Source organism: Rhizobium sp. LCM 4573 (assembly GCF_001854865.1).
In the GTDB taxonomy this organism is placed as follows: domain Bacteria; phylum Pseudomonadota; class Alphaproteobacteria; order Rhizobiales; family Rhizobiaceae; genus Neorhizobium.
This window is the reverse complement of record NZ_MDDW01000016.1, coordinates 25,232-40,565: the sequence shown is the minus strand read 5'-3', so window position 1 is coordinate 40,565 and position 15,334 is coordinate 25,232. Positions and strand designations below refer to the sequence as shown.

The following is a 15,334-nucleotide window of genomic DNA, read 5'->3' as shown; positions in this document are numbered from 1 at the left end:
CATCGGCGCGCTGACCATGGCGACCGCCGCAATCGGGATCGGCCCGCGTGATCTGGGCAGTACGCAAGTCGGCATGGCTTTCGGCACGGTACAGAGTGCGTCCGCTATCGCCGTCGGCGTGAACCATTTCGTGACCGATCAGACCGTGTTCACCTTCAGGGGAGCCATCGGCACGAGCAAGGCCGTTTCCGGCGCCTCTATCGGCATCGTCAAAGGCTGGTAACAGCCCAGCGACGCCGCTCCAGCCCCTCCCATTCGGAAGGGGCTTTTTTACTCCTTCCCGACGAACGGTTGCGCAATGTTGCGCTAAATTGCGTTACTTTGCTTGCGCAGACTGTCCGCTTTTAATAGAATTGCGAACAACGAAACGCAAAACCCGACAGGGAGAAAGGACATGAACAAAGCGCGCCGCAAGCAAATCGAAATCGTCAAAGAGCGCATCGCCGCCCTCTTGGCAGAGGCCGAAGAAATCCGGGCCGAAGTCGAGTCCATCCGCGATGACGAACAGGAATACCGCGACGCCATGCCGGATTCGCTCGCGGATGGTGAGAAGGGCGAAAAGGCGGATTGCGCTATCGAGGCTTTGGATCAGGTCGTCAACGACCTCGATAGCCTGATCGAAAACGACTTCGAAAGCCCCCTCGATACTGCTGCTGAGTAAACCACCGTCGCCCGGCGGCCACTTCCGCCGGGCACTTGGAGCCTGAGCCATGAACCGCGAAAATCAACAGTTCGACCACTTCATGACTGCCTACTACGCGCATTGCGCCGCCCTCGGTGCGCGGTTGCCGTCAATCCCTTTGGTGCTGCTCGAAGAAATGCAGTCGGACAAATGGGAATGGGACAATCGCGTTTACCTGCGGGGCTGCTGGCAAGGTTGGAAGCTGCACCGCGAAAGCCTGAACTGGTCGCAAGAACAGCCGGATTCGGCCGGCGTCTATTGGTACTGGAACGGCGACCGCCGCTGTGCGCCGCTTTGCGTATCGGTTCGAGTTGCCGGCGGCCAGCCCGTCGTCTCCGATGTAGTCGGAGGCCGGGAATATGGYCCGATGACCGGCTGGTGGTTGTCGGTCGAGGCTGATCCACCCGCAACCCCTGAAATCCACTGACGGGCATCCGCCCCAACAACCAACAAGCCTTCGATCAAGAGGTGTCACATGAAACAAATTCTCTATTATGCCCTCCGGGTTCTCCGCTGTGTCTTCCGGTTCTTCTATTTCGCGTGGGTTGTCTGTGTCGTCTATCCCGCAGTCGCCCTGTTTTTCCTGATCGGCTTCGAAATACACGCTGCTGGAGGTGGAGCGGCGGCCTACGAGAGTGTTGTGCGTTACCTCGCCGAAGCGACGGCAGACACCGCGAAAACCGGCATGGTGCGGCTCAAGACCTGCTCCAGCGGTGAGCGCAACCAAGTCATTCCGTCCGCCTGTGACACTCAGGTTGTCGAGCTGGTGACGGTGGAGGATTTGGCCTCCCGCGATGCGCGCATGATCGCGAACTTCTATTTGTTTTGGGTCGTTTTCTCCAGCGTGTTGCACGCCGGTATTTTGCTGCTGTTTCGGTCGAGTTCGAGCCGGAGTCCCAGTATCGCGCGTAGCAAGCTCCCGAGCCGGTATCATGGTGCGCCGTGGCGGTGGCGGTGGGAGAGTTTGCAGGGTGCGGACGGCAAGAAAGTCTTCATTCCCGACCCGACAACCTCGGGTTCKACCCCTATAAGGCTGGGCGATCTGAAAGGCGACCCCGAACTTCTCGCCCTCTGGAAGAACAAGGCTCCCGGAGAAGGGAAGGACGCGGGAAAATGATGGGGGTTCCCGGCGAGGAAAAGGCAATGGCGCGGCTGCTGGGCCGCGCTTTAGCCAAAGGGCGCACCCTCAAACTCATCTTGGCGGTGAACGGGTGCTATTTCGACCAGATAGAGGCAGGAACCAAGATCGAGGAATACCGCCTGACAACTGACTATTGGCGCAAGCGCCTCGAAGGGCGGAGCTATCATTTCGTGGAGATAACGAGGGGATACCCGCGTCGAGACGATCACTCACGGCGCCTGTTGTTCAAGTGGAGCGGCTATCGGCGGGCGATGYTCGTTCATCCTCATTTTGGTGCCGATCCGGTCGAAGTCTTCGCTATCGACCTGCGCGAGCGGGCCGGGGGAGTAGCACGATGAATCGCACAACCGTAGCGAACGCCATCAGAGTTGTTTCCTTCATCGGCTGGCTGGCCGTGCTATGGCAAGCCATCAGGTGGATTCAAGGCGACATAGGWAATCCCGCCGCGCCGATATTTGACATGTTCACGCAAAGTCCGCGTGACTCAATCGCTGGCACCATTGATGCAGTGATGCGCGAGCTGTTCGGCATTTTGTGCTGGATGGGACTCGCACTTTGTGTTGCGCAGGCGGGGGTGATGCTGAGCCGTGTTGTCGAGGTCGGTTGGCGGCAATACCGGTTGGAGCAACACGAAGCGCGCTACAAACGATCAAATTCCGAAGTTTATCCGACGGACCGGCCGGAAGACACTGACCAGTCCAAACACCAGCCGCCCGGAACGGGCAGAAAGGAGGACCAATGCATGAGTGACCATGCACCCGAAATTCTGAGCTTCATGAACGACCGTCCTGCTCCATGTGGTTGCAGGGCTGAATACAGCAGGAGTCACCACCTCGACAGGAGTGGTGCGGGAGAGTATTCCGACAACATTCGCGTGACCCTCTGCCCCCGGCACTCCGATATAGAGCGCTATCTGTATCTGAGCCCGCCCGATATAGAGCGCTATTTGCATCTGATCCCGCGTCCGCAAATCGCTCTCGTTCCGGTCGTTCGCGACGAGTTTGGCTGGTGGATTCATCCGCAATATCCCGACCTGCCGGAAGGCTCGTCCAGAGAGGAAGTGAATGCCGCGTTTGCCGCTCTTGGACTGGAGTCAAGGATCGTTGCTATGGAAGACGACCCTGAGACGGAAGCCCTCTTTGATCGGCTGCTCGACGATGCAACGGCGTTGTGCGATTGGGAGCCTAGCCGTCCCGACGGGCTCGGTTGGGTGGAGTTCGCAATCTTCGATACCGAAGATGCCGGGCCGATCTGTGTATGGGTTCGTCCAGTTCCGCCGGAGGCCCCTGCATCCTGACCAAGCGTCCACAAAGAACAAGCCCGCAAACGCGGGCTTTTCTTTAGGAAAGACACCAAAGGGTAGGGGGCTTAAAGGTCGTGGCCTATGCCCCGCCTTGGAGGGGACAACAGGTCGGCGGGAATGGCTTTCTTCGCCCACTCAGGCATGTTGCGGCTGATCGTTTTCGTCTGTCCCTGCTCGATCTTCAAAATCAACCGGGGGCGGCTGCGGCTGTTGTCCAGCACATAAGCCCGGTCGCTGAGGCGGATCGCCGGCGCAAGGTTCTTCTGGCTTCGGTCGAAGCGCCGGAGAATGTCGGCAACCGGAACCGGGTGGCCTCCTTCCCGAACGCGCAGCGCGACACGGCTGCGGGAATGCTCGACGCCGCGCACGCCGACGAAAACGAGATTCACCTTGTAGCCTTGTCGCTTGGCCTCGGTCATCAAAGCCAGCTCGCCGCGTCCGGTCAGAGTGGTTTCGAAGGCGAAGCTGCGACGCTCGGCTAGCAGCCGCTGGCGTTCGGCAAGAGCAATCCGCCCGGCCTGTATCATGACGGACGTTTCCCCATGATGGCCGGGGCTGATCTGCTGGGCGATGTTGTCGGGGTTCACTACTGGAAGGCGGTCGGCCACGCCGTGGCGGCTGACCAGAGTCGATTTGCCGGCCCCGTTAGGACCGGCGAAGACCCACAGTTGCGGGGTATGTGCATTCATAGGACACGGATTACCTCGTCGCCGGCCTCGTTGAACCTGACCAGCTCGCGGTGCCCGTCCGGGTACTCTTTGATAAGCAGTCCTTCGGGGGTGTCGTCTTCGCTGTAGTAGATCGGCCGGCCGGCTTGTAGGTGGGCACGGGCTGCGCTGTCGTCGCCACGGCGGGCCGATGCTTCAATGTCACGCCAAAGGCGGTCAAGCGCTGGCGCTTCCTGCTGGCTGTGGGGGTGCTGGTTCATTGTCCTGCTCCTGTAGTCACTGCGCAAATCATAGCTCGATGTAGGGTGATCTAGCACGTTTAGCAGGAAGTTGCACTAAATTTCGTTGATTTGCCTTCTATTGCMTAACTGCTGCCGGGGTTCGGCGTGGCACTGGTGGCAGCTTCTTTCCTTTGGTGTCTCAACGGCTTTTCGCTCTGGCCTTTGGCAAAAAAAGAGAATTCGTGAGCCGACAGGCGTTTTAAGAGTTTTTATATTGTTTTAATAAGTTTTAGCCTGTGGAGAACCGTAATTTCCTTATCTGCATCAATCACTTACAGAATCGTCCGGTGTGCAATGTACGGAATCCGGTGGGTAAAGTACGGAGGCGGGTGTGCAATGTACGGGTTTCGGTGTGCAAAGTACGGGCTATCCACAGGCCGGTTGAGTTATCCACAGTTGAGGACAAACTGACCGAATCACTTCCGTACTTTACACACCTTCCAGCCCCTAAAAGGCCCCGGAAAACCCTTATGGAACAAGGGTCGTTTGGGGCTCCGTACTTTACACACCGGGGCAGTCGAGGCCGCTTTCGGGCTCGGGCAGGGGATCGCCTCCAGCGGCTCCACGGTATTGGATGACCAGCATCGGCCCGGCCTGACCCTCGGTTTCCGATATGGAGTATTCCGGCAAGTCGTTCGCCTCGATCAGCTTGCGCATCATCCGGCAGAACTCCTTGAAGGTTCCAGCGCTGCCGCTGCGCTCATAGATCGTGCGGAATAGCCAAGAGGCGTTTCCTCGACCTGCGGCCCGGCGGGCGAGCCTGTAGACGAACCGGCCTAGGCCCGGATCGATCAGGAAATAGTCGGGGTGAACGGTCAGAACATCGGGGCGGGTGCCTTCGACGACCTCGCGATAAATCCAGTTTGGTGCCTCGATTTCGACTGACGCGACCTTGCCGCTATCGGAGTAGGAGACGACCTTGTACCGGCTAATCAGGCCCTCGGCCTCAGCCTCGCGCATCGTCCGGGCTCCTTTTTTGGCGGGTCGCTCGCGAACGCTCTTGATCGAGGTTCCCTGCAAGCGGTCAAGTGCGGCCTCGACGTGATCGACCTGCTTGCCGCCGTCGCCACGGCGGCAGAACTTGAGGATTTCGGAGACGTGCGGGACGAACAGCTTGCCCGGCATCGGCCCGCGTCCCGCCTTGTAGCGGTTCATGGCTTCGGTCAGGTGGGAAATGAGCATCAGCACAATGTCGTAGTCCCAAATGGACGCCATGCCGTCGGGGCCGGCCTTCACCTCCACATAGCCGTCCGGCAGGTCGTAGCGGATCACTTCGCCGGCGCGGCGGTCCTTCTTCGACAGGCGGAACACGGCCACGTCCATGAGGCTCCGGTTATCTTTGGCCGCAACATCGTAGAGGGCGGGAACAAAGAAATCCTGCTGACTGTCGTCTTGGGGCGGCTTGCGCATCGAGCTGGGGATAGAGGGCGGCGTAGTGTCGCGGATCGTGTCTTGATCTTCGCGTTTGACACGTTCGGCCGCCTGCTCCCATGTCTCGCCCGGCAGGGCTCGGGATTCGACTCGCTTGCGCCATTGTTCGCGAACATTGGCGCCCAAGCGGTCAAGGCTTTTCTGTAGATCGGTCATAGGTCCCGCTCGCGTTTCTGTGAAGTGTTAAGTGATTGGCGCTGTAAGCGGAAATCCACGTCTGATACCATCATTCACCCCTTATTCAGAAAAGTGAACACAACATTGTTATGAAAGCAAAGAAGCCGGTGGATGACGTTCCATACGAGCGGCTTGTCTTCGCCAGAAACTTTAAAAAGGCTAGAAAAGCCGCCGGATTGACGCAACAGAACATCACTGCACGCACAGGTTTCGCGCAGTCATGGATCAGCGCGGTTGAGAACGGGAGGAGTACGATCAACCTTGACAACATGGCGGTGCTGGCGGAAACCGTTAATGTTTCCTTATGGAAGCTGCTCCGTCCATAACCCTTTCGAATCATTCTAAAATGACCTGACCATCAACCTCTAAAAGCGCTCTTTGTTCGGCGCGGCCCTTGCTGGCTTTATAGACTGTAGTATATAATCGCTACCGTCGGCCAGCAACAGGCCGAATTCCCCTTACATTGCTAGAGGTTGTGGTTATGGGAGAGTCGTCCCTTGTGACGGCGCCTTCGAGTCTTGCGGTTAGCAGAAGCGAGCACGGGCACCGGATCACGGAAAAACTGAAGCGAGAACTCGGCCCGGTCGTGGTCGATCTGCTGGGGGACAGCACCGTTCTCGAAATCATGCTGAACCCTGACGGGCGGCTTTGGGTCGAGCATTTCGGCGAGCCGATGCGGATCGTCGGGGAAATGCACAGGGCTCAAGCCGAGTCTCTGATGGGAACGGTCGCGTCCACCCTCAACACCCAAATTACCGCCCTGAACCCGATCCTTGAATGCGAGCTGCCGATAGACGGCTCGCGGTTCGAGGCGCTTATCCCCCCTGTGGTTTCTGGCCCGACCTTCACGATCCGGAAGAAGGCGACGCGGGTCTTCACCCTCGATGAGTACGTGGCTCACAACATCATGACCGCGACACAGGCGGCCGTGATCCGTCAGGCAGTCATCGCGAAAAGGAACATTCTCGTCGTCGGCGGGACCGGGACGGGCAAGACGACGCTGACGAATGCCATCATCCATTGCATGTCAACCGACGCCCCGGACGACCGGTTGGCTATCATCGAAGATACTGGCGAACTGCAATGTTCGTCGCAAAACGTCGTGACCATGCGGGCCGTGGATCACGTCGATATGACCCGCCTTTTGAAAGCAACTATGCGCCTGCGCCCCGACCGCATTCTTGTGGGCGAGGTTCGCGACGGGGCGGCGCTTGCACTGCTCAAAGCTTGGAACACGGGCCACCCCGGCGGGGCGGCCACTGTTCACGCGAATTCGGCACCTGCGGGATTGATCCGCATGGAACAGCTTGTGGCGGAAGCCACGCAGGCGCCGATGCACTCGCTGATAGCGGAAGCCATCAACCTGATCGTCTCGATTGAGAAGGTGGCTAACGTCGGCCGGCGAGTGAACGAGGTCGTCGAAGTCACTGGCTATGACGGCCGTCAATATCTGACAGAACCTATCGCTTAAGGAACCAAAAATATGAACGCACTCGCAATCGCGTCGCCGCTGTACCTGAAAACCCGCTCCATCCTGAGTAGCCCGCTGTTCTGGCTCTCGCTCGCCCTCATAGCCCTGCTGTTTTTCGGCGCCATGGACTCGGCGCATGCGGCCGATACGACCGGCGGCGGCGGGGCCGGCCTCCCGTGGGAAGGCCCCCTCGACAAGCTCAAAAAATCGATCAGTGGCCCGGTGGCCTTCGTCATTGCTCTGCTCGGCATCATCGCCTGCGGCGCGACCCTGATTTGGGGCGGCGAAGTGTCCGAGTTCACTCGCCGCATCATCTACGTCGTGCTGGTGGTCTGCTTGATCGTGTTCGCGAACACCCTGCTGACCGGCGCCCTGTTCTCCGGTGCGACCATTCCCGAAGGCGTCACCCTGACCTTCCCCGAGGTCAGTGGCGCCGTGTCGAACATGATCAGCGCCGGGGCAGGGGGTCAATGATGGAACCGATGGAAACGCGCCGTAAAACGCCGTTCCATCGGGCTCTGCACCGTCCGCAACAAATCATGGGGGGAGAGCGCGAGCTGATGCTTTTCTCAATGCTTGTTGCGGGCGGGTTGATCGTCTCGGCCATGAACTTGGTCGCGACGATCATTGGCTCGATCCTCTGGCTGTTTTGCGTTGGTGCCCTGCGGAAGATGGCGAAAGCCGACCCTGAAATGTCCAAGGTCTACGTCCGCCAACTGAAATACGGGCACTACTACGGGCCGTTCTCCCGGCCCTTCCGCGTTGCGAAGTCGCAGCGCCCCTACTGACTACAGGAGCGGCCTATATGCTCTCGTTGAAGACATTTCGCAGCAAGGCGGCAGGGTTGCCCGACCTGCTCAACTACGCGGCCCTGATCGATCCGGGGGTTGTGTTGGGCAAGGATGGGTCGCTCATGGCCGGCTTCTTCCTGCGAGGGGATGACGCGGCCAGTGCCACGGATTCCGAACGCAACTACCTGACCGCACTGGTCAACAACTACCTGAGCCGCTTCGGAAGCGGTTGGGCGATGTGGACGGATGCAGCCCGTCTCCCGTCGCCGGCGTATCCGGCGCCGGAGCTGTCGCACTTTCCCGAACCCGTCTCGGCTCTGATCGACGCTGAACGACGGGAAATGTTCGAAGCCAGCGGCGCGCACTACGAAACTGAATATGCCTTGGTGTTGCAGTATCTGCCGCCGACGCGGCGCAACTCGAAGCTGGGTGAGCTGGTCTATGACGACGACGGCCGCGACGACTCTTCGCCGGCGGATCGGTTGCTGGCCGATTTCAAGAAGCGGCTGAGCGAGCTTCAAGACGGGCTCGGCGCCGATCTGCATATGCGTCGGATGGGGGAAATYACGGTCGGGGAGGGCGACGCCGCCTATATCAGCGACGAGCTGGTGAACTACCTGCATTTCGCGCTGACCGGCGAGGAAGCCGCCCTGCGGATTCCTGATTGCCCGATGTATCTCGATTCGTGGCTGGGGTCGCCGGAGCTGTGGCCGGGAGATACCCCGAAACTCGGCAAGCAGTTCATCGCCGCCGTGGCCATCGAGGGTTTTCCCGGCGCCTCCTTCCCCGGCATCCTTGACATGCTGTCGGGTCTGCCGATCCCTTATCGGTGGTCCTCGCGCTTCATCTTCCTCGAACAGCATGAAGCTGTCGCAGCCCTGAACCGCTACCGCCTCAAATGGCAGCAAAAGGTTCGGGGATTCTGGTCGCAGGTCATGAAGTCGCAAAAGGGCATGATCAACACCGACGCCCTGAACATGACCGCTGAAACGGAGGTGGCCATCAACGACGCGAAGTCGGGCTTGGTGGCCTATGGGTATTACACCCCGGTCGTGATCCTGATGCACGAGGATCGCCGCGTGCTGGAGGAACAGGCGGACTATGTGAAGCGTGAATTGGTTCGGCTGGGGTTTGCTGCCCGCGTGGAGACGGTCAACGCGCTCGAAGCGTGGCTTGGCTCCCTGCCGGGGCATACCTATCCGAACGTCCGGCGGCCCCTGATCCATACTCTCAATCTCGCGGACATGTTGCCGCTCGCGGCTGTCTGGCCGGGCCTGCGGGAGAACCCTTGTGAGTTCTACCCGGAAGGCTCGCCGCCTCTGATGCAAGCCGTCACGACCGGGGCGACACCGTTTCGCGTGAATCTGCATGTTGGCGATGTGGGTCATACTTTGGTGTTCGGTCCTACCGGCGCCGGCAAGTCAACCTTGCTGGCGGTTCTGCAAGCGCAGTTCCGTCGTTACCGCAGTCGCCGCCGTATGGATGGCACGACTGTTCCAGCGACAATCGCGGCGTTCGACAAGGCTCGGTCGCTGCTCACGGCCTGCAAGGCCATGGGTGGCACGCATTACGACATTGGTAACGACGACGCCGGCGCGCTGGCCCTCATGCCGCTGGCGGACATTGATAGCGCGGCCGATGCGCTATGGGCGGAGGAATGGGTAACGACCTGTTACGAGTTGCAGGCCGGGAAGGCAGCCACCGTCGCGCAAAAGCAGGAAATTCATCGTGCGATGAACCTGCTGCGCGAGGCGCCGCGCTCTTTCCGCTCCCTGACCGATTTCGTTGCAACCGTGCAGGAGCCGGACGTCCGGGCCGCGCTGAACCACTACACGATCAGCGGCGCAATGGGCCATCTGCTGGATGGCAAGGAGGATGGCGTAACCCTGTCGTCCTACACGGTGTTCGAGATCGACGAGCTGATGAAGATGGGCGAAAAAAACGCCCTTCCGGTTCTGCTCTACCTGTTCCGCCGGTTCGAACAGTCGCTTACCGGCCAGCCGGCCATGCTGTCGCTGGATGAAGCGTGGGTGATGCTCGGTCACGAGGTGTTCCGGGGCAAAATCAAGGAATGGCTCAAGGAGCTGCGGAAGAAGAATTGCTTGGTGATCATGGCCACGCAAAGCCTCTCCGATGCGGTCGCCTCGGGCATGCTCGATGTGCTGCTGGAACAGTGCCCGACGAAAATCCTGCTGCCGAACCCGGAAGCGGATTTGACGGGCACGAAGGAGCATCCGGGGCCGGCTGACCTCTACAAGATGTTCGGCCTAAACTGGAAGGAAATCCAGCTTCTGAAAAAGGCGCAGAAGAAGAAGGACTACTACTATCGGTCCCCCCTTGGGCGCCGGTTGTTCGAGCTGGGTTTAGGCCCGCTGACGAAAGCCTTTGTTGCTGTGTCGGACAAAGAAGAACTCGCAGCGATCAGTCACATCGTCAAAGAGCACGGGGCCGACTGGCCTCTTGCGTGGCTCAACTACAAGGAAATCGACTATGCGCGCTATCTCTCGCAATCTGCGTAATTCTGGTGTCGCCTTCGCGGTGGCCCTGTCCGTCGTTACCGGCGGCGTCACGGTGGCGCCGGCGCCGGCCTATGCCATCTACTGCTCGAACTGCTCGACGTTCTATCAGCAATTGCTGGAGTACGCCGAAGCGGTGAACAACCAGATAAACACGGCCCAGCAGCTTACCCAGCAAATCAACATGTACAAGGACATGGTGAGGCAGGGTATGTCGCTCGACGGAACCGTCTTTTCCAGCCTCATGACCGACATGCGGCGCCTTCAAAGCGTCTATCAGGAAGGCCGTTCGCTCGCCCACTCTATGACCAATCTGGATTCCGCGTTCCGCGAGCAGTTCAAGGGCTACGACGACTACCTGCGTAGCGCCGGAAAGGCGTCGGAAATGATGCCGGATCGCTACACGAAGTGGGCCGAACAGGGCTTTGACAATGCCCGCACGGCGATGAAGGCGGCCGGCATGCAGACCAGTGCGATTGCCGGCGAAGAGGACGTGCTGCGGCAGCTCGTGAATCGCTCGTCCACGGCTGCCGGGCGGATGCAGGCGATTCAGGCCGGCAACGAAATCGCCGCGCAACAGGTCCAGCAGCTCCAGCGGCTGCGGGAAATGATCGCGGCGAATATCACGCTGCAAGGCAACYACATGGCCCAGCAGACCGAACGGCAAGCGGTTGATGACGCTTTCCGCGAGAAATTCCGCTCGGTTCCCGTCCAGAACACCGGCCGCGACAAGGGGTATTGATCGCTTTGGCCGACTGACAGGGCCGGGCCGTCTCTCTCGGGCGCCCGGCTCAAGGAGAAAAACATGCTCAATATCAAGACTTCGTTGTTCGTCCTTTCCCTCTTCGGCGCTGTGGTCGCCGGCGGCGGGGCGGGAGTGGTTGGCACCAAGGTTTTCAGTGGCGATCCGGTTGTGTGCCCGCCGGTCGTTTCCGAGCCGGCCGAAGGTCTGAACACCTTCAAGCGCGGGGTGCCTGTTCAAAACACCGGTCGGGATAAGGGGTACTGATATGCTCGGTCAAAAGCGCTTTTTGGCCGGGTTCTTGGTTCTGTTCGCTTTGGCGTCCTTTATGTGTGTGGGCGATGCCATGGCGGCAACCAATCTGGCCGACGGTAGCGGCTCGTTTACCGGGCTGCTCGACCTGATCAAGCAAGGGGCCGAACAGTGGGATGCGCGGTTGAGAAACTACGCCGTCACGCTGTTCTGGCTGCTCGCCGGCATTCAATTCGTCTGGACGTTTTTCCCTTTGGTGTTCCGTCAAGCGGATTTCGGGGAAATCATCGGTGAGCTGATCCGGTTCGTCATGGTGATCGGCTTTTTCTATGCCTTGCTCATTTATTCGTCCCAATGGGCGTATGCGATTGTCGATAGCTTCCGTGAAGCTGGAGCGGCGGCGGCAGGCGTTGGCACGAAGCAGTTGATGCCGGGCGACATGTTCGGGATCGCGGTCGAGCTGGCCGACATGATCGGCAAGGTCGAGACGTGGAACCCGCTCACTGCGACCATCGTTTCGCTGGCCGGCGTGATCGTCCTCCTTTGCTTCGCTTTCATCGCGGCGTTCATGGCCCTGACGGTCATTGAGTCCTATGTGGTCGTCAACGCCTCGGTCCTGTTCATGGGCCTCGGGGGGTCGCAGTGGACACGGGATTACGCCATCGCGATATTCCGTTACGCCTTGGCGGTCGGCGCCAAATTGTTCATCCTGACCTTGATCGTCGGTCTGATTTCGGCCTCGGCCAAGCAATGGCAGGCGGCCTACAACCACGACGACGCCTCAATGTGGACCATGGTCGGCCTGTCGCTGGCCTGCGCCTATTTGTCGAAGACAATCCCTGAGCTGATCGCGGGAATGATCAGCGGAACGTCCATGGGCGGCGGCGCTTCGATTGGCGGCATGGCAGCGGCTGCAATCGCAGGCGCGGTCACTGCTGGAGCTGCAACCGCTGCGGCGTTGGGCGCTTCGGGTGCTGCTGGAGCTGGAGCGGCCGGGGCCGCCGGAGCGGCAGGCGGTACGGGCGCGGCCGGGGCTGCGGGTGCTGGTGCGGCGGGATCAGTGGGTACCGGCGGATTGGCTGGGCTGATCAATTCGAGCATCGCCGGCGGACAATCCGCGAGTGGGGCAGGAAGCGCGGCCAGCGCGGCCATGGATGCCGGATCGAGCGCAGTGCAGTCGGTAGGTAGCCGGCTCGGCGGCGGCGGCACCCCTTCTTCTGGCACTGCTCCTTCTGGTTCCGCAACCCTGAAAGCCGGGGCTCCAAACAGCGGGCAGGGCGGTGCGGCGAGTGGGCCGCAACAAGCGGCAAAGACGCTCGAACAGGCCAAGCCGAAGGGGCGTGATGGGCAAGCGGACGCGCCGCAAGAAGCGGCCAAGCCGAAGCAGGACGCGGCCAAACCCAAGCCGTTGGAAAAGACAGCCGCCGCCGCCGTGCGGACTACAGGCATTCTCTCGGCTATTTCGGTTCCGGGCATGGAGGGGGCTGCGGGCCTGTCTCTCGGCCCTGTTAGTTCGCCGCCGGTGCAGGACAGCGGGAGAGAAGAACCGAATTTCGAGGTGGATGAAGGCGGGACCATTCGACCGGCAGACCCGGCCAGCGTACCGGAAATGCCGGCTACCCCGGTCGATCCGACTGGCGGCTCTGCGCCGGCCAGCGTTCCGACCAGCTCTCCGGCGACACCGGCGGATGCCGCGCCTCGGAATTACCCCGGAAACGGCGAGCCTTATGCGCCTCTGTCGGAAGCCCCGCAAACGCAGAAGCCAAGCCCGTCGGTGAAGGTCGATCCGGATCAAGGTCCATCGGGAGATAAACCATGATCGACTTCCTTCTCACCCTGCCGGGGGCTCTGGTCATGCTGTCTGCGTTCGTCGCTGTCGGAATCGRCTTTTGGAGCATCGGCCGGTGGCTGCGGACTCGCGGCCATGGCGACCAGCTCGACCGGATCGATGCCCGCGTGCAGGAAATCCAAGTAAAAGCACTACGGAATCTTGGTCCAATATCTAGTTTGGTGCTGGTCATGGGCCGGGGCTTAAGTCGTATGCCATTGCTTGGTTCGCCACGACAGCAACGGCAGTGGACCGACCTTCAAAATAAAGTCCGCGAAGACCGAAACCGCTAATCAACACCCTAGAAAGCCGTCCAGTTGTACTTGCAGACGGCTTTCGTATGGCGGAAAATATAGACTACAGACTATTATTTACTAACACCCGAGAGACGAAACTATGAAGCTGATGGAGAGAAAGAAAGCGGCGCAGGCTGTAGCCGCACCCCCTGCACCTCCGGTCGAGGAAAGCCCCTATCTCGCGGCTCGTCGCGAATGGAACGAGCGCTACGGCGATCACGTCAAGGCGTCCAATGACTGGAAGATTGCCACTTTCATGTCTTTGGCGGTTGCGTTCGTTGCGGCCGGCGGCATGGTCTACTACGCCAACCAACCGCGAACGATCCCGTATGCGGTCGAGCGGAACGAACACGGCGAGGTCGTGAACGTGGCGCGACTGGAGCGGGCAGCGCCTGTCGGTACGCGAGAAATCAAGGCCGCGTTGCGCAGTTGGGTGATCGGCGCCCGCACGGTGTACGTCGATAACCGTGCGACRCAGGATCGCGTCAATGCCACCTATAACCACACGCTCCCGGATAGCCCTGCCTACAAGGAGCTGGCGATGTATCACCGGGACAACAACCCCTATCAGCGCGCCGTCAATGAGACGGTCGAAGTGCAGGTGCACGCGGTGCAACCGATCAGCGACGAAAGCTGGCAAGTCGAATGGAGCGAAACGGTCAAGCAGCGCTCCGGAGCGGTCGTCGGCACCAAGCAGATGCAGGGCACCTTTACGGTACTCGTGGCGCCGTCGGAAGACGACGCAACGATGATGGTGAACCCGTTCGGAATCTACGTCCGGCAATTCTCGTGGACTACCCGGCTCTAAGCCGCCCAATCCCCTATAGGTGACTGAAACTATGAAAAGCCAATTCATTGGTGCCTTGTTCGCGGCTGCGGTCGCGGTTCCAACCTTCGCCCAAGACGTTCCGGCCCTCGCTGCTGGCGGCGCGGYTGCCGATCTGCCGCCGGTTCGCATGGTTTCGCCGGATCGCGTCTATCTGGACGGCAAGGAAGCCGAAGGCGTCCGGCTGTCGAACGAGTGGAAGAAGCACCCGGATCGCCCGCGCCGCTCTGGCGACGGCAGCGTGAAATACCTCTATGGTGCCACCCTGCCGACGTTGGTCTGCACTCCGTTGCAGGTCTGCACGATCAAGCTGCAACCGGGCGAAGTGGTCAACGACGTTCACGCCGGCGACCTCGCCCGCTGGAAGATCAGCCCGGCGACCTCCGGTACCGGGGCGGACGCAACCACCTACGTGATCGTCAAGCCGACGGACGCCGGCCTCGTCACGTCGCTGTTTATCTCGACGGATCGGCGGACGTACACGGTCAAGTTGGCCAGCACTCAAAAGGAATGGATGCCGTCGCTGTCGTTCGACTACCCGGACGATGTTGCGCGGGATTGGGCCGCCTACCGGGCCGCGAACGCCAAGCGGGCGAACGCGACCACTCTGCCGACAGGCGAGAACCTGGCTGCGCTCGACTTCAATTTCCGCCTGCGGGGTGATAGCCCGAGCTGGAAACCGCAGCGCGTCTACACCGACGGCCGCAAGACCTACATCCAGTTCCCCTCGGCCAGCTTCGGCGGCGAAGCGCCGGCCTTGGTCGCCCTCGGTGAAGACGGCGGCCTGTTCTCGCGCCCGAGCGAACAGATAGTGAATTACCGCGTGGTCGGTGATCGCTATGTGGTGGACCGCGTGCTGAACCGCGCCGCGCTGATTTCTGGCGTCGGCCGCAAGCAAATCAAAGTCACTATCGAGCGGAGCCGTTGAT

General features: G+C 60.4%; 20 protein-coding genes. 17 read left to right on the top strand and 3 right to left on the bottom strand.

Annotation, left to right across the window (positions count from 1 at the left end):
* The 6 genes from LCM4573_RS18035 to LCM4573_RS27425 all read left to right on the top strand — a co-directional run.
* Positions 1-223: YadA-like family protein (locus LCM4573_RS18035; protein WP_206744582.1), on the top strand; the 223-nt coding region annotated here is incomplete at its 5' end.
* Positions 224-394: 171 nt separating this feature from the next.
* Positions 395-661, top strand: coding sequence for a hypothetical protein (locus LCM4573_RS18030; RefSeq protein ID WP_071007769.1), 267 nt, complete (start codon positions 395-397; stop codon positions 659-661).
* Positions 662-710: 49 nt separating this feature from the next.
* On the top strand, positions 711-1,109 hold the full coding sequence (locus tag LCM4573_RS18025) for a hypothetical protein (protein WP_071007768.1): 399 nt from the start codon (positions 711-713) through the stop codon (positions 1,107-1,109).
* A 48-nt stretch (positions 1,110-1,157) separates the two neighbouring features.
* Positions 1,158-1,799, top strand: coding sequence for a hypothetical protein (locus tag LCM4573_RS18020; RefSeq protein WP_071007767.1), 642 nt, complete (start codon positions 1,158-1,160; stop codon positions 1,797-1,799).
* A complete protein-coding gene (locus LCM4573_RS18015) occupies positions 1,796-2,161 on the top strand; it encodes an ASCH domain-containing protein (protein WP_244505357.1) in 366 nt (121 codons plus the stop codon). The genes LCM4573_RS18020 and LCM4573_RS18015 overlap by 4 nt, the downstream gene beginning before the upstream one ends.
* A complete protein-coding gene (locus tag LCM4573_RS27425) occupies positions 2,158-3,120 on the top strand; it encodes a hypothetical protein (RefSeq protein ID WP_083347519.1) in 963 nt (320 codons plus the stop codon). The genes LCM4573_RS18015 and LCM4573_RS27425 overlap by 4 nt, the downstream gene beginning before the upstream one ends.
* A gap of 71 nt (positions 3,121-3,191) precedes the next feature.
* Here LCM4573_RS27425 and LCM4573_RS18005 read toward each other — a convergent pair whose 3' ends face one another.
* From LCM4573_RS18005 to LCM4573_RS17995, 3 genes are all read right to left on the bottom strand, one after another.
* Entirely contained in the window at positions 3,192-3,815 is a 624-nt protein-coding gene (locus LCM4573_RS18005) for an AAA family ATPase (protein ID WP_071007766.1), read from the bottom strand.
* The gene (locus tag LCM4573_RS18000; RefSeq protein WP_071007765.1) at positions 3,812-4,054 is read right to left on the bottom strand and encodes a hypothetical protein; all 243 of its coding nucleotides are present in this window, start codon (positions 4,052-4,054) and stop codon (positions 3,812-3,814) included. The genes LCM4573_RS18005 and LCM4573_RS18000 overlap by 4 nt, the downstream gene beginning before the upstream one ends.
* A 522-nt stretch (positions 4,055-4,576) precedes the next feature.
* Positions 4,577-5,662 carry a replication initiator protein A gene (locus LCM4573_RS17995; RefSeq protein WP_071007764.1) on the bottom strand — a complete coding sequence of 362 codons (1,086 nt, stop codon included), beginning with the start codon at positions 5,660-5,662 and terminating at the stop codon, positions 4,577-4,579.
* 110 nt (positions 5,663-5,772) lie between these two features.
* On the opposite strand from LCM4573_RS17995, the gene LCM4573_RS17990 reads away from it, so the two are divergent.
* The 11 genes from LCM4573_RS17990 to trbG all read left to right on the top strand — a co-directional run bounded on the left by LCM4573_RS17990 (position 5,773) and on the right by trbG (position 15,333).
* Positions 5,773-6,009, top strand: coding sequence for a helix-turn-helix domain-containing protein (locus LCM4573_RS17990; protein ID WP_071007763.1), 237 nt, complete (start codon positions 5,773-5,775; stop codon positions 6,007-6,009).
* A gap of 173 nt (positions 6,010-6,182) precedes the next feature.
* On the top strand, positions 6,183-7,154 hold the full coding sequence (trbB, locus tag LCM4573_RS17985; RefSeq protein WP_071007762.1) for a P-type conjugative transfer ATPase TrbB: 972 nt from the start codon (positions 6,183-6,185) through the stop codon (positions 7,152-7,154).
* A 12-nt stretch (positions 7,155-7,166) separates the two neighbouring features.
* Positions 7,167-7,628 carry a TrbC/VirB2 family protein gene (locus LCM4573_RS17980; protein WP_071007761.1) on the top strand — a complete coding sequence of 154 codons (462 nt, stop codon included), beginning with the start codon at positions 7,167-7,169 and terminating at the stop codon, positions 7,626-7,628.
* Positions 7,628-7,942 carry a conjugal transfer protein TrbD gene (locus LCM4573_RS17975; RefSeq protein ID WP_244505358.1) on the top strand — a complete coding sequence of 105 codons (315 nt, stop codon included), beginning with the start codon at positions 7,628-7,630 and terminating at the stop codon, positions 7,940-7,942. The genes LCM4573_RS17980 and LCM4573_RS17975 overlap by 1 nt, the downstream gene beginning before the upstream one ends.
* A 17-nt stretch (positions 7,943-7,959) precedes the next feature.
* Complete coding sequence (locus LCM4573_RS17970) at positions 7,960-10,464, top strand: transporter (RefSeq protein WP_071007760.1); 2,505 nt, start codon at positions 7,960-7,962, stop codon at positions 10,462-10,464.
* Positions 10,436-11,203, top strand: a complete 768-nt coding sequence (gene trbJ, locus LCM4573_RS17965; RefSeq protein ID WP_071007759.1) for a P-type conjugative transfer protein TrbJ — start codon at positions 10,436-10,438, stop codon at positions 11,201-11,203. Before LCM4573_RS17970 ends, trbJ begins: the two co-directional genes overlap by 29 nt.
* A 63-nt stretch (positions 11,204-11,266) precedes the next feature.
* Positions 11,267-11,470, top strand: a complete 204-nt coding sequence (locus tag LCM4573_RS17960) for a hypothetical protein (protein WP_071007758.1) — start codon at positions 11,267-11,269, stop codon at positions 11,468-11,470.
* Between the two features lies 1 nt (position 11,471).
* Positions 11,472-13,274: a P-type conjugative transfer protein TrbL gene (trbL, locus tag LCM4573_RS17955; RefSeq protein WP_071007757.1), complete on the top strand. Its 1,803-nt coding sequence runs from the start codon at positions 11,472-11,474 to the stop codon at positions 13,272-13,274.
* A complete protein-coding gene (locus tag LCM4573_RS17950; RefSeq protein WP_071007756.1) occupies positions 13,271-13,576 on the top strand; it encodes a hypothetical protein in 306 nt (101 codons plus the stop codon). The genes trbL and LCM4573_RS17950 overlap by 4 nt, the downstream gene beginning before the upstream one ends.
* Before the next feature lie 112 nt (positions 13,577-13,688).
* The gene (locus LCM4573_RS17945) at positions 13,689-14,387 is read left to right on the top strand and encodes a VirB8/TrbF family protein (RefSeq protein ID WP_071007773.1); all 699 of its coding nucleotides are present in this window, start codon (positions 13,689-13,691) and stop codon (positions 14,385-14,387) included.
* Between the two features lie 31 nt (positions 14,388-14,418).
* Entirely contained in the window at positions 14,419-15,333 is a 915-nt protein-coding gene (gene trbG, locus LCM4573_RS17940; RefSeq protein WP_071007755.1) for a P-type conjugative transfer protein TrbG, read from the top strand.
* Position 15,334 lies beyond the last annotated feature (1 nt).

Excerpts from the sequence above, each read along its gene's own strand:
- LCM4573_RS18005 (WP_071007766.1), bottom strand. The coding sequence starts at position 3,815 with ATGAATGCACATACCCCGCAACTGTGGGTCTTCGCCGGTCCTAACGGG.
- LCM4573_RS17990 (WP_071007763.1), top strand. The coding sequence starts at position 5,773 with ATGAAAGCAAAGAAGCCGGTGGATGACGTTCCATACGAGCGGCTTGTC.
- LCM4573_RS18030 (WP_071007769.1), top strand. The coding sequence starts at position 395 with ATGAACAAAGCGCGCCGCAAGCAAATCGAAATCGTCAAAGAGCGCATC.
- LCM4573_RS18000 (WP_071007765.1), bottom strand. The coding sequence starts at position 4,054 with ATGAACCAGCACCCCCACAGCCAGCAGGAAGCGCCAGCGCTTGACCGC.
- LCM4573_RS17995 (WP_071007764.1), bottom strand. The coding sequence starts at position 5,662 with ATGACCGATCTACAGAAAAGCCTTGACCGCTTGGGCGCCAATGTTCGC.
- LCM4573_RS17975 (WP_244505358.1), top strand. The coding sequence starts at position 7,628 with ATGGAACCGATGGAAACGCGCCGTAAAACGCCGTTCCATCGGGCTCTG.
- LCM4573_RS17960 (WP_071007758.1), top strand. The coding sequence starts at position 11,267 with ATGCTCAATATCAAGACTTCGTTGTTCGTCCTTTCCCTCTTCGGCGCT.
- LCM4573_RS17980 (WP_071007761.1), top strand. The coding sequence starts at position 7,167 with ATGAACGCACTCGCAATCGCGTCGCCGCTGTACCTGAAAACCCGCTCC.
- trbL (WP_071007757.1), top strand. The coding sequence starts at position 11,472 with ATGCTCGGTCAAAAGCGCTTTTTGGCCGGGTTCTTGGTTCTGTTCGCT.